Below are 12,735 nucleotides of genomic sequence, written 5' to 3' on the forward strand. Positions count from 1 at the left end.
CCGCGGTATCACACTTGTGCCGGCGCCACAGGAATGGCAGTGCGGCTCAGGACAGCGCGGCCTTGAGTGCGCCGAAGGCCGTTCTCGGGTCGGCGAGGGCGTGGTAGATGCCGGGGATCTCGCGCTCGTCGAGGCCGAGCAGTCCGTAGACGGCGTGCATGGCGCCGCGCACGGAGTATTCAACGGTGAAGACCACGTCCTCCGGTATCTCGGTGTACTGGCCGAGGAAGGCGAAGTTCGCCGCTCCCCGCGGAATGACCCGCGGTCGGTCGTGCGTCGTGCGCGGGGCGAACTGGCTGGTGATGTACGGCATCATCACCGGGATCACCGTCGTGGTCGCCGCGGCCTGATCCTCGAGGTCGGACATGCCGAGGTGGCCGAGGAGTTCGGTGAGGATCTCCCGGCCGGTTGCCTGGGCCATCGGCTTACCGATGAAGTCGCCCTCCTTGTCGACGAACAGTCCGTAGCCCCACAGGGTGTAGACGTCCTCGGGCTAGCCGTCGAAGTGCGGGGCGTGGGGCACCACGATCGACATCAGCCAGTTGGAGTCCTTGAACGTCATCAACGCGCCCGTGCCAGGGAGGTTGCCGGACAGCTCCTCGATGCGGTGCAGGAGCAGGGGGCTGCGCATCGTGAGGGTGAAGGACTCCCACTTGGCTTCGTCCACATTGCCGTTGAAGGCAGTGGGGCGCCCGAAGTCGCCGGCCTTGGACGCGATGGTCTCCCACAGTCGCCAGCCGCCGTCCCGCTTGCCGCGGTGCAGCTCGGGCACGGTGTCGTCGCTGCCGTAGGCGGCGTCGGCGGTCATCGACCCCAGCGTGAGGAACGCGTAGTCGTCGTCGGTGAGCTCGACTGTGCCGGGTTCCCCGGCGCGGTCGAGGTGCAGGCGTCGCACGCGCCGAGTGCCGTCGTCCTCGGTGATGAAGTCCACATCGGTGACCCGTACGCCGTGCTCGATGTGGACGCCGAGGTCCTCCAGCCAGGCCCGCAGCGGGCGGATGATCGAGTCGTACTGGTTGAGCCGGGTGCGGCGCACCCCCGCCAGGGTGTGCATGCGCGGGAACTCCTGCATGAAGCGCAGGAAATAGCGCTTGAGCTCGATGGCGCTGTGCCAGTTCTGGAAGGCGAACGTGGTGCGCCACATCGCCCAGAAGTTGGTCGCGAAGAAGTGCGGGGAGAAGAAGTCCTCGATGCGGCGGGCGCCGATCACCGCTTCGGGCAGCACCAGCAGGCGGGTCAGCTCCAGACGGTCCCGGGCATCCAGGCCGTAGTCGGCGGCGTCCAGGACAGTGGCGCCCTTGCCGATCAGGCGCGCCTTGGCGTCGGTGGGCCACTCGGCGTTGAACGCCTGGATCTCCTCGCGCACCGTCACCGTCTCGTCGGTCAGGGTGGGAATGGTTTCCAGGAGGTCCCACAGGCAGGTGTACGCCTCCTCCTCCAGCATCCGCCCGCCCCGGGTGACGTAGCCGGCGGGCTCGCCGCTGCCGTCCATCGAGCCGCCGGCAACGGGGAGCTCCTCCAGGATGCGGATGTTCTCGCCAGGGAAGCGGCCGTCGCGGACGAGGAAGGCGGCCGCCGCGAGCGAGGCGATGCCGCCGCCGACGAGGTAGGCGCGGGACTGCTGCGGAGCGTCGGTCATGACGTCCCTCCGTTCTGCCGCCCAGGTCCACCGGGCGGCCGACAGTGGTCAAGGCCCGTGCGGCGGGGCGCCATCTGTGATGAGGCTGACTTGTGCGCACGGCGTGGCGCCGGCGGGATGACGACCGGCGCCCGTAACCGTCAGCCAATTCCAGGGGAAGCCGTGCAGGCAGGGGCCGGATGTCCCTGATCAGGCGCCGACGGGCCCGGCCCCGGGCACCGTGCCACACGCAGGCGTACGACGACGCAGCCGGACAGACGCGGCTCGCGCGCAGCCAGTCGATGGGTGTGCCGTCCGGTGTGCTGAGCGGGCCACCAGCCATGTCAGGGCGCTCACCGGACCGCGAACGACGTGGCCCTCAGCCCGACGCCGGGAAGAACCCGAGGGCCGCAGGACACCGGTGCACGCGGCCCGGCCAACGCGAGCTGAGCGGGCATGCCGCCACGATGCGCACACCCCAGCGGTGTGCTCTCAGCCCAGTCGGACGGTGAGCAGGACGAGCGTGTCGCTGTCGGCGATGAGCCGGTGACGTTGATCGGGGACGGCTACGAGGGCGTCCTCGCGGAGGTCCCATTCTCGCTCGGCGGTGGCCAGACGGGCCTGTCCGGCCAGGCAGATCAGGGTCGCGGCGCCGGGGGCCTGGTGTTCGGCGAGTTCACGTCCTGCTGTCAGGGCCAGCAGCGTGGTCCGCAGTCCGGGCAGGGCCACGATGGTGCGTGCGGCCCGCCCTGAGTCGACGGTGCGGGCCTCGGCCAGCAGTTCCTGGCCGAGGCTGCGCAACGGCACGACCGCGCCGGAGTCGTTCGGGGTCGAGGTCATCGGGTGCGCTCCCATCCGCGGCGCGGGGCGCGGGCACCGAGTTGGACGTCCCGGCTGCGGTAGACGATGTAGGGGCGGGTCAGGTAGCCCACGGGTGCGGTGAGCATGTGGACCAGGCGGGTGAAGGGCCAGGCTGCGAAGAGCAGCATGGCGCTGATGGCGTGGAGCTTGAAGAGGATCGGGGCACCGGTCATCCGGTCGGGGTCGGGCTGGAGGTAGAAGATGGATCGGAACCAGGGGGAGATGGCTTCGCGGTAGTCGTAGCCTCCGCCGATGAGATTGGCGACGACCGTGGCGGACAGGCCGAGCACGACGGTCACCGTCAGGGACAGGTACATGGCCTTGTCGTTACGGGTGGTCGCGGAGAAGACCGGGCCCACCGTGCGGCGCCGGTAGACCAGGATGGCCAGTCCGCCGAGCGTGGCGACGCCGGCGATCGTGCCCAGGACAACCGCGCCCAGGTGATAGGTGTGCTCGCTGATGCCGGCCGCTGTGGTCCAGCTCTTGGGGATGACCAGGCCGCCGATGTGGCCCAGCAGCACGACGAGGATGCCGAAGTGGAACAGCGGGCTGCCGATGCGCAGCAGGCGTCGTTCGTAGAGCTGGGAGGAGCGGGTGGTCCAGCCGAACTTGTCGTAGCGGTAGCGCCAGACATGGCCGAGGACGAAGACGGCGAGGGCGATGTAGGGCAGGACGACCCACAGCAGGATGCCGCCGGTGCCCGTCTCGGCCGCCGCGTTGAGGGACTGCGCGGGTGCGGTCATCGGGGGCCTCCTACGACGGGGTCGGGCAGGAACACCGGCGAGGCGTACGGGTCGAGGCCGACCTGTTCTTCGGGCGGTCCCTGGGCGGCAAGGCGCAGGACGGCTTCGCGCTCGTCGCCGGCGAGGGAGGGCAGGGTGGCCGAGACGGAGTCCAGTACGTGCGCCCAGGGCGAGCCGTCCTCGGTCAGGGCCAGGCGCAGCAGTTCCAGGCCGGCCCGATGGTCGGTGAGCAGGCGTTGTCCGGTGGCCGGGTCGGTGGCGGCGAACTCGAGGACGACGGCGAGGTGGTCGGGCAGTTCGTCGTCGCTCAGGCGCCAACCGGCCGCCGCATACGTCTGCTTCAGCCGCAACAGGCCGACGCCGCGCTTCCTGGTGTCGCCGTGCGCGTAGTACGTCAGGTACAGGCAGCAGCGTTTGCGGTGGTCGAAGGTGGCGACGTAGGCCGTGGCCAGATCGGCGGGGGCGGTCCGCTCGGCGTGTGCGGTGAAACGGAGCAGGGGACCGGCCACCGGCTCGGGCAGGGTGACGGCGACCCGGCCGGCCAGGGCCAGGCGCTGTTCGAACTGCTCGTCGGGGTAGGCGAGCAGCAGGGACTGCACCTGCCAGGCGTGGGGGTGCCACGGCTGCGGGCGGGCGGTGCGCGTGGGCTTGCGTCTCATGGCTTCCGCTCTCCCTCCCCGCCGGTGGCGCTGCCGTCGGATGGCCTGTCCGGGAAAAGGCCGGGTGGGGAGCTCTTGCCGTCCCAGTCGAGGAGATTGACGCGGGTGGCCTTGTCGGTGGGGGCGGCGGGAGTGTCGGACGTCTGGCGGTCGCGCAGGGCGTGGAAGTTCTCCACCGCGATCGGGGCGGCGCCGCCGGAGGTCTCGCCGAAGGGGCCGGAGCCGCCCATGCCGGGGCCGCCCTCGTAGTCCAGGCTGCACTCGGTGGCGAGTTCTTCGAGCTGGTGGGCCTGTTCGGCATGCGCGGGCGGGATGACGTACCGCTCGTCGTACTTGGCGAGCGCCAGCAGCCGGTACATGTCGTACATCTGCTCCTCGCCCATCCCCACCGCCTCGGGGATGGCGGCATCGGGTTCACGGCCGAGATTGATGTCACGCATGTAGGCGCGCATCGCCGCCAGGCGGCGCAGCACCGCATCCACGGGGGCCGGGTCGCCCGCGGTGAACAGCTGAGCGAGGTAGTCGACGGGGATGCGCAGCGCGTCGACGGCGGCGAACAGGTTTCGGTGGTCCTCGGCGTCCTCGCCGGTGTCACGCACGGCGTCCACCACCGGGGAAAGCGGCGGGATGTACCAGACCATCGGCATCGTCCGGTACTCCGGATGCAGCGGCAGGGCCACCTTGAACGTGTTGATCAGCGCATGGATCGGAGAGCGCTGGGCGGCCTCGATCCAGTCCCGGGGGATGCCCGCCCTCTCCGCCTCCCGCACGATCCGCGGGTCGTCGGGATCGAGGAAGACGCCACGCTGGGCTTCGTACAGATCGGTGTCGTCCGGGGTGGAGGCGGCCTCCAGCACCTTGTCGGCGTCGTAGAGGACGAGCCCGATGTAGCGCAGCCGGCCCACGCAGGTCTCGGAGCAGACGGTCGGCAGGCCGACCTCGACGCGGGGGAAGCAGAAGGTGCACTTCTCGGCCTTGCCGGTGCGGTGGTTGAAGTAGACCTTCTTGTACGGGCATCCGGTCACGCACATCCGCCAGCCGCGGCAGCGGTCCTGGTCGACCAGGACGATGCCGTCCTCTTCCCGCTTGTAGATCGCGCCGGAGGGGCAGGACGCGGCGCAGGACGGGTTGAGGCAGTGCTCGCAGATCCGCGGCAGGTAGAACATGAAGGTCTGCTCGAACTCGAGCTTGATCTTCTCCGATACCTGATGGAGCAGCACGTCCTTCTCACCGGTTGCGGCGGAGTTGCCGAGGTCGTCGTCCCAGTTCGCCGACCAGGAGATCTTCATGTCCTTGCCGGTGATCAACGATTTGGGGCGGGCGACGGGGGTGTGCTCCTGCAGCGGGGCGTTCGTCAGGGTCTCGTAGTCGTACGTCCATGGCTCGTAGTAGTCGTCGAGCGTGGGCAGGACCGGGTTGGAGAAGATCGTGATCAGCTTCTTGAACCGGCCGCCCGCCTTCAGCGCGAGGCGGCCCTTCGTGTTCAGCTCCCAGCCGCCGCGCCAGGTCTCCTGGTCCTCGTAGCGGCGGGGGTAGCCCTGGCCGGGGCGGGTCTCGACGTTGTTGAACCACACGTACTCGACGCCGGTGCGGTTGGTCCACGCCTGTTTGCAGGTGACCGAGCAGGTGTGGCAGCCGATGCACTTGTCGAGATTCATCACCATCGCCATCTGGGCCATGACGCGCATCAGTACTGCACCTCCTGGTCCGTGCGGCGGCGGATGACGGTGACCTCGTCGCGCTGGTTGCCGGTCGGGCCGAGGTAGTTGAAGGCGTAGGACAGCTGGGCGTAGCCGCCGATCAGGTGGCTCGGTTTGATCAGCAGCCGGGTCAGGCTGTTGTGGATGCCGCCACGCCGGCCGGTGGTCTCGGTGCGGGGCACGTCGATCAGGCGGTCCTGGGCGTGGTGCATGTAGACGGTGCCCTCGGGCATGCGGTGCGAGACGATCGCGCGGGCCGCGACGACCCCGTTGCGGTTGACCGCCTCGATCCAGTCGTTGTCGCTCACGCCGACCTTCGCCGCGTCCTTCGTGCTCATCCAGATCGTCGGCCCGCCCCGGGACAGGGACAGCATGAACAGGTTGTCCTGGTACTCGGAGTGGATGGACCACTTGTTGTGCGGGGTCAGGTAGCGCACCGTCACCCCGAGCTCGCCGACCTCGCCCACACGGGGTTCGTCGAACAGCGCGTGCATGTTCAAAGGTGGTCGGTATACGGGTAGTTGCTCGCCCAGCGCGGTCATCCAGTCGTGGTCGAGATAGAAGTGCTGGCGTCCGGTGAGGGTGTGCCAGGGCTTGAGGCGTTCGACGTTGACGGTGAACGGGGAGTAGCGGCGCCCGCCGGTCTCCGAGCCTGACCACTCCGGGGACGTGATGACCGGGACGGGTGCGGCCTGGGTGTCGGCGAAGGTGATCTGTTTGCCCTCGTGCTCGGCGGCCAGATCGGCCAGTCGGGTGCCGGTCCGGGCCTCCACGGTGTGGAAGCCCTGGGTCGCGAGATGGCCGTTGGTGGTGCCGGACATCGCGAGGATCGCCTCGCAGGCGTGCACGTCGCGGGCGATCGACGGCCGTCCGTCGGCGGCCCCGCCGTGCACGGTGCCGTTCTTGTGCCGCAGGTACTCCAGCTCGCGCTCGAGCTTGAAGGTGACGCCCTTGGTGGTGGCGCCCAGGCTGTCCAGCAGCGGGCCGAGGGCACCCATCTTGTCGGCGACGGCACCGTAGTCGCGCTCGACCGTGATCAGTTTGGGCATGGTGCGGCCGGGTACCGGCTCACACTCGCCGGCCTTCCAGTCGCGGACCCGGCCGTGCGGATTGGCCAGCTCGTCCGGGGTGTCGTGCAGCAGCGGCGCGGCCACCACGTCCTTTCGCACCCCGAGATGCTCGACGGCCTGGCGGCTGAACTCCTTCGCGATCGTGTGGAAGGCGTCCCAGTCGGTGCGGGTCTGCCAGGGCGGGGCGATGGCCGGGTTGAACGCGTGCACGAAGGGGTGCATGTCCGTGCTGGACAGGTCGTGCTTCTCGTACCAGGTCGCCGCCGGCAGCACGATGTCGGAGAAGACCGTGGTGCTGGTCATGCGGAAGTCCAGGGTGAGCAGCAGGTCGAGTTTGCCCTCGGGGGCCTGATCTCGCCACACCACGTTCGTCGGACGGGCCTCCGGCGGCGCTTCGGCCGCGCGGACCGAGGCATCGGTGCCCAGCAGGTGCTTGAGGAAGTACTCGTTGCCCTTGGCCGAGGATCCCAGCAGGTTGGCCCGCCACACCGTCAGCACGCGCGGGAAGTTCTCCGGGGCGTCCGGATCCTCGCCCGCGAACCCCAGCCGCCCCGCCCTCAGTTCCTCCACCACGTGTTCACCCACGCCGCGCCCGGCCGCCTCAGCCTCGTCGGCCAGATCGAGGGGATTGCGGTCGAAGGTCGGATACGACGGCATCCAGCCCATCCGCGCCGACTGCGCGACCACATCCGCCGTGGTCTTCCCGGCGAACGGGCCGCCCGCGCCCGGGCCGGCCGCCGCCAGGGTGTCGGCGGAGAACGGGTCGTAGCGGAACTGGTCGCCGTGCAGGTACCAGTACGCGGTCTGGATCATCTGCCGGGCCGGCCTGTTCCAGTCCGCCGCGGTGGCGATGGCCGAGTAGCCGGTGATCGGCCGGACCTTCTCCTGGCCGACATAGTGCGCCCAGCCGCCGCCGTTGACCCCCTGGCAGCCGGTCAGCGTGGTCAGGGTCAGGAACGCCCGGTAGATGGTGTCGGAGTGGAACCAGTGGTTCGTCCCCGCACCCATGATGATCATCGAACGGCCGCTGGACTCCTCGGCGTTGGCAGCGAACTCCCGGGCGATACGGGCCGCCTTCCCGGCCTCCACGCCGGTGATCGCTTCCTGCCAGGCCGGTGTGTACGGCTCGGCCGCGTCGTCGTAGCCGGTGGGCCAGTGGCCGGACAGCCCGTCGCGGGCCACTCCGTACTGGGCCAGCAGCAGGTCGTACACCGTGGTCACCAGCCGCCCAAACACCCGGCGCACCGGCACGCCGCGCTTCAACCGGTCCGCGCTGCCGTCGGGGGCGTCGAAGCGGGGCAGTTCGACGGCGACGGGTGCCTCGTCACTCCCCTCGGCGGACAGCAGGGGGTCGGTGCCGGCGAGGTCCAGGTTCCATTTCCCGGCGCCGGACTCGCCGAAGCGGTCGCCGAGTGTGCCGTTGGGTACCACCGGCCTTCCGGTGGCGGCATCGAGCAGCACGGTCCGGAACTGCGCATGCTCGGCCTCGGCGTGCTCGCCGCCCAGATCGGCGGCGGTCAGGAACTTGCCCGGCGTGTACGTGCCCGGTTCTCCTTCGACCTCGTCGAGGGAGACCAGGAAGGGGAGATCCGTGTACTGCTTGACGTAGCCGGTGAAGTACGGGGTGGGCCGGTCGACGAAGAACTCCTTGAGGATCACATGCCCCATGGCCATGGCCAGCGCCCCGTCGGTGCCGGGCTGGGCGGGCAGCCACTCGTCGGCGAACTTCACGTTGTCCGCGTAGTCCGGAGAGACCGCCACCACCTTCTGACCCCGGTAGCGGGCCTCCGCCATCCAGTGCGCGTCCGGGGTGCGGGTCACCGGCAGGTTCGAACCCCACATGATCAGATAGCCGGCATCCCACCAGTCCCCCGACTCCGGTACGTCCGTCTGGTCGCCGAACACCTGCGGGGAGGCAACCGGCAGATCTGCGTACCAGTCGTAGAAGGACAGCATCACCCCGCCCAGCAGCGAGTAGAAGCGGGCCCCTGCGGCGTGCGAGACCATCGACATCGCCGGGATCGGGGAGAACCCGGCGAGCCGGTCGGGGCCGTGCTCCTTGATGGTGTGCACGTGTGCGGCGGCGACCATCTCGGTCGCCTCGTCCCAGCTCGCACGGACCAGGCCGCCCCTGCCGCGCGCCCTCTTGTAGCGGCGCGCCTTCTCGGGGTCGGAGACGATGTCAGCCCAGGCCGCCACCGGATCGCCGAGGCGGGCCTTCGCCTCCCGGTACATCTGCAGGAGCACCCCGCGCACGTAGGGGTGGCGCACCCTCGTGGGCGAGTACGTGTACCAGGAGAAGGCGGCTCCGCGTGGGCAGCCGCGCGGCTCGTACTCGGGGCGGTCGGGTCCGACCGAGGGGTAGTCGGTCTGCTGGGCTTCCCAGGTGATGATGCCGTCCTTGACGTACACCTTCCACGAGCAGGAGCCGGTGCAGTTCACGCCGTGCGTGGAGCGCACGACCTTGTCGTGCGACCAGCGGTCCCGGTAGAAGTCGTCGGCCTGCCTGCCGCCCTTTCGGTGCACGGTGCGCAGGTCCTCGGAGACCTCCGCCCGGGTGAAGAACCGGCGGGAGCGCACCAGGGCGTCCGTCAGGTCGCCGTCCATGCCTGCCCGTGTCCGGCTGGTTTCCGAGCTCACCGTGTCACTCCGCCCCGGGCGTGCCGGCCCGTTCGAGTCGTGATCAAGTCTGGCCGTTCACGACAATACGACCGCTGTCCCCGGGGAGGTCAACAGCCGCACCACGGTCAGGCAAACCGGGCGCCGAGATCGTTTGCGCGCCGAACTGCTGACCGGCTCTCGCAGGGCTATGCACGAACGAGACACGACGCCGGAACGGATCAGCCCGTACGGACGAGCGGCGGTCCAGCCGGTGTAGAGGCTGGACCGCCGTGGTGACCTGCTGTGAATGAGCGTCAGGCAGCCGGCGGGGACAGGGCACTGCCCGCCTCCGCGCGCACCTTCTCGACCGCTTCCCACTCCTCGGTGCCGAGGCCGGCGAGTGCGGCCGGGAAGACGCCGTCCTGCTCCTTGAGGATGTGGTTGCGCAGCATCGCCATCACCTCCATCAGGCGGTCCGGCCAAGCGGGATCCGAGGGAGTGACGCCGTCGGCGGCCTCGGCCAGAACCGACTCGATGCGGCGGTGCTCGGCCTCCAGAGCGGCGATCTGCTCGGGGAAGTCGGCGGCCATGGCGGGGAACAGGCCGTGCTCCTCGACGCGGGTGTGGGGGTCGAGCACGGTGGTGATCTCACGGGCGATTTCGGCCATCCGGGCCACGCCACCGTCGTCCTGGGCGGGGCGCAGGTGGCTGATCAGACGGACGACCTCGTCGTGCTCGCGGGTCAGCTCGTCGATGGACGCCAGGGACTGGCAGCCGCAGTACTCGCACATCTGGGCTTCTCCTTGCCTGTTCGTTGCGTCGTTGTCAGCCGCGTGGTCTCACGCCGTCGTGTGCGCCCCGTGGTGCCGCTGTCCACGGTCGGTGCGGGGAGCCCGGCCGCCGCCCTGGACGGCGGAGCGGACACCGGTGAGGGTGAAGCCCAGCGCCGCGGCGGCCACGATCGCCAGCAGGACGAGGCCGGCCGCGTACGTCCCGTACTCGCCGTAGAGCGAACCCATCACCAGGGGCGGCACGAAGCCGCCCAGGCCGCCCGCGGCGCCGACCACTCCGGTGACGGAGCCGACCTTGTTCGCCGGAGTCAGCAGGGCCACCAGGGCGAAGGTCGCACCGCTGCCCGCGCCGAGCGCGCCGGCCATGGCCAGGAACGCGATGGTGCCCACCGGGGCCAGCGACGGGGTGAAGGACTGCACCACCGCTCCCACGGCCACCACGGCCAGCGACGCGGCCAGCACCCGGACCGGGCCGATGCGGTCCGACAGCCAGCCGCCGACCGGGCGCATCGCCACCGCCAGCAGCACGAAGCCGGCCATGCGGTTCGCGGCGTCCGCCTGGGTGAGGCCGTAGCCGGTCTTGAGGTAGGTGGGCAGGTAGACGGAGAAGGCGACGTAGCCGCCGAAGGCCACCGCATACAGGGCGGACGCCTGCCAGGTGATGCCCAGCTTGAAGGTGGCCGCCAGACGACGGGTCAGCGGCTCGGTCGGCGCCGTGCGGCCGGGGGCGTCGCGCAGCAGGAGTCCGGCGGCCACGGCGTAGACGGCGAGCACTACGGCAGTGATCAGGAAGGGGGTCGACATGCTGTGTGCGTCGACCAGCTTGACGGTGGTCAGGGCGCTGATCGCGGTGCCCCCCATACCGGCGCCGAAGACGCCGATGGCCAGCCCGCGTCGTGCGGGCGGGAACCAGGCGTTGACGAAGGGCACGCCGACGGCGAAGGCGGTGCCGCCGATGCCGAGGAAGAACCCGCCGGCCAGCAGCGCGGTGAGCGAGGAATGCCCGGCCAGACCCAGATAAAGGACCGGCACGATGGTGGCCGCGGACACGATCGGGAACATGATCCGGCCGCCGAACCGGTCGGTCAGCGCGCCCACCGGGATGCGGCCGAGGGAGCCGACCACGACCGGTACCGCCACCAGCAACGACTGCTGGAACGAAGACAGGCCGAGGGAGTCCTTGAACCGCGGGCCGAGCGGGCTCAGCAGCGCCCACGCCCAGAAGTTGACGGCGAACCCGATGGTGGCCAGGGCCAGCATCAGCCATGCCCGGCCTGGCACCGGCGCACCCGAGACCGGCCTCTCGTTCTCCGTCGTCGGCTGGACCATGGTGTCCGTCCCTTCACTCTCACGTCGGTTCGGCGCGTGGGGTCGTATGGGAACCGCGTGTTCCCTGCCCCGGATCGAACGCCTCGCAGCCACTGTCCGCATCCGGGCGCCCGGGCGACATGGGCCGAGGGGCCCTACGGACCAGGTAAACGGTCCTCAAGGTCGGATCCGCCTCCCCCGCGCCCAACGGCCAGGCACGCAGGGCCAATCCGCCCCTTGTCACCATCACTGCCCGTCTGGCGGCTCGGACACTGAGGCGGAGCTCGTTACCGGCCGCGACCCCGGGGATGCCTGCGGCGCGGGGCTGAGAGGCCGGCCTCCTTCTCGGCGGACAGCTACGGCCTGTCCGCCGTCTTCCTCGGACGGCACAGGGACAGTCCGCGCCCTCAACTCGTTTCGGTTTCGGTGGCAGGCGGTGCTCCGGGACGCCAACGCCCGGGCGCTCGCGGGGTGCGGCCGCCGTCCGGTCCGTAGCCGAATCGGATCAGCATCTGCGGATGACACCGCTTGTGTCCCGGCAGGGCCGTCGCGGCCCGCAGGTCGGGCCACTCCATGGCCTGGTGCATGAGTGACGTGCGCAGCCCGTGCGCGGTCGCCGTGAGCAGCACGTACTGAAGTGCCTGGCCCGCCCGCAGCCAGTCATCCCGCCGGTCGTGGGCCCCCGGCTTCGGCGTGACGCATGTCGTGGTCGACGAAGGAGTAGTGGCCGGCCGCGGGCAACGTCGTCTCGGGACGAAGACGAAGCCGCGGCCCGCGTTCACGTCCCGCGGCGGGCGCCGCGCCCGGCGCACTTGGGCGTTCAGGCCCAACTCGGCGGCCTGCGGCGTGCACGGCGCGCAGCCGCTCCGTGGTGAGTGTCGGGGTGCCCGAGGGGGAGACGGCGACCCGGACCCCGATCTCCCTGCCGTACGCGATGAGGTCGGTCAGGTCGGGGCGCTGGAACGGGTCGCCACCAGTGATCACGAACAGCGGGGCGGGCTGTCCGAAGGCGGCCACCTGGTCCAGAAGGTCCTTGGCGGCGGCGGTGTCCAGCTCGCGCGGGTCGCGGTCGGGCACCGCCTCGGCCCGGCAGTGCAGACAGGCCGGCGGGCAGGCGCGGGTGGACTCCCAGATGACGATGGACGGCCGGTCGGCCGCGTCGTGCCGCGGACCGCGGATGGCACGGTCGGTGCCGCTCATCAGACCGCCCTGCCCAGCGCCCTGAGGCTGCGTCCGGCCGCCCTGGAGTCAGGGCAGACGAGGCGGGCGGCCGGACGGTGACCGGACCGGACCGTGCGCCGCACCCGTGACGGCGGACGGCGGTGGAGACAGCCGCACGGATGCTGGTTGCAGTAGGACACGGGCTACTTCCGGATCGGTCGCC

At 70.4% G+C, this 12,735-nt stretch carries 9 protein-coding genes and 1 pseudogene; all 10 read right to left on the reverse strand.

The features are described from left to right. Positions 1-46 precede the first annotated feature (46 nt). The 10 genes and pseudogenes from ACZ4IF_RS22285 to ACZ4IF_RS22330 all read right to left on the reverse strand — a co-directional run bounded on the left by ACZ4IF_RS22285 (position 47) and on the right by ACZ4IF_RS22330 (position 12,551). Positions 47-1,639 (reverse strand): annotated as a pseudogene (locus ACZ4IF_RS22285) (oleate hydratase). A 471-nt stretch (positions 1,640-2,110) separates the two neighbouring features. Beyond that, positions 2,111-2,458, reverse strand: coding sequence for a cupin domain-containing protein (locus tag ACZ4IF_RS22290; RefSeq protein ID WP_467565254.1), 348 nt, complete (start codon positions 2,456-2,458; stop codon positions 2,111-2,113). Next, complete coding sequence (gene narI, locus ACZ4IF_RS22295; RefSeq protein ID WP_467565256.1) at positions 2,455-3,222, reverse strand: respiratory nitrate reductase subunit gamma; 768 nt, start codon at positions 3,220-3,222, stop codon at positions 2,455-2,457. The genes ACZ4IF_RS22290 and narI overlap by 4 nt, the downstream gene beginning before the upstream one ends. After that, a complete protein-coding gene (gene narJ, locus ACZ4IF_RS22300) occupies positions 3,219-3,881 on the reverse strand; it encodes a nitrate reductase molybdenum cofactor assembly chaperone (RefSeq protein ID WP_467565257.1) in 663 nt (220 codons plus the stop codon). Before narJ ends, narI begins: the two co-directional genes overlap by 4 nt. Next, complete coding sequence (gene narH / locus ACZ4IF_RS22305; protein WP_467565259.1) at positions 3,878-5,569, reverse strand: nitrate reductase subunit beta; 1,692 nt, start codon at positions 5,567-5,569, stop codon at positions 3,878-3,880. Before narH ends, narJ begins: the two co-directional genes overlap by 4 nt. Further along, positions 5,569-9,258, reverse strand: a complete 3,690-nt coding sequence (locus tag ACZ4IF_RS22310) for a nitrate reductase subunit alpha (RefSeq protein WP_467565342.1) — start codon at positions 9,256-9,258, stop codon at positions 5,569-5,571. Before ACZ4IF_RS22310 ends, narH begins: the two co-directional genes overlap by 1 nt. A 308-nt stretch (positions 9,259-9,566) precedes the next feature. Further along, positions 9,567-10,043: a hemerythrin domain-containing protein gene (locus tag ACZ4IF_RS22315; RefSeq protein WP_467565261.1), complete on the reverse strand. Its 477-nt coding sequence runs from the start codon at positions 10,041-10,043 to the stop codon at positions 9,567-9,569. Positions 10,044-10,091: 48 nt separating this feature from the next. Beyond that, the gene (locus ACZ4IF_RS22320) at positions 10,092-11,372 is read right to left on the reverse strand and encodes an MFS transporter (RefSeq protein ID WP_467565263.1); all 1,281 of its coding nucleotides are present in this window, start codon (positions 11,370-11,372) and stop codon (positions 10,092-10,094) included. 386 nt (positions 11,373-11,758) lie between these two features. Next, on the reverse strand, positions 11,759-12,007 hold the full coding sequence (locus tag ACZ4IF_RS22325; RefSeq protein ID WP_467565344.1) for a hypothetical protein: 249 nt from the start codon (positions 12,005-12,007) through the stop codon (positions 11,759-11,761). 4 nt (positions 12,008-12,011) lie between these two features. Continuing rightward, a complete protein-coding gene (locus ACZ4IF_RS22330) occupies positions 12,012-12,551 on the reverse strand; it encodes a radical SAM protein (protein WP_467565265.1) in 540 nt (179 codons plus the stop codon). Between the last annotated feature and the right edge of the window lie 184 nt (positions 12,552-12,735).

It is taken from the genome of Streptomyces sp. NPDC025784, assembly GCF_055558435.1.

Excerpts from the sequence above, each read along its gene's own strand:
- ACZ4IF_RS22290 (WP_467565254.1), bottom strand. The coding sequence starts at position 2,458 with ATGACCTCGACCCCGAACGACTCCGGCGCGGTCGTGCCGTTGCGCAGC.
- narI (WP_467565256.1), bottom strand. The coding sequence starts at position 3,222 with ATGACCGCACCCGCGCAGTCCCTCAACGCGGCGGCCGAGACGGGCACC.
- narJ (WP_467565257.1), bottom strand. The coding sequence starts at position 3,881 with ATGAGACGCAAGCCCACGCGCACCGCCCGCCCGCAGCCGTGGCACCCC.
- narH (WP_467565259.1), bottom strand. The coding sequence starts at position 5,569 with ATGCGCGTCATGGCCCAGATGGCGATGGTGATGAATCTCGACAAGTGC.
- ACZ4IF_RS22310 (WP_467565342.1), bottom strand. The coding sequence starts at position 9,258 with ATGGACGGCGACCTGACGGACGCCCTGGTGCGCTCCCGCCGGTTCTTC.
- ACZ4IF_RS22315 (WP_467565261.1), bottom strand. The coding sequence starts at position 10,043 with ATGTGCGAGTACTGCGGCTGCCAGTCCCTGGCGTCCATCGACGAGCTG.
- ACZ4IF_RS22320 (WP_467565263.1), bottom strand. The coding sequence starts at position 11,372 with ATGGTCCAGCCGACGACGGAGAACGAGAGGCCGGTCTCGGGTGCGCCG.
- ACZ4IF_RS22330 (WP_467565265.1), bottom strand. The coding sequence starts at position 12,551 with ATGAGCGGCACCGACCGTGCCATCCGCGGTCCGCGGCACGACGCGGCC.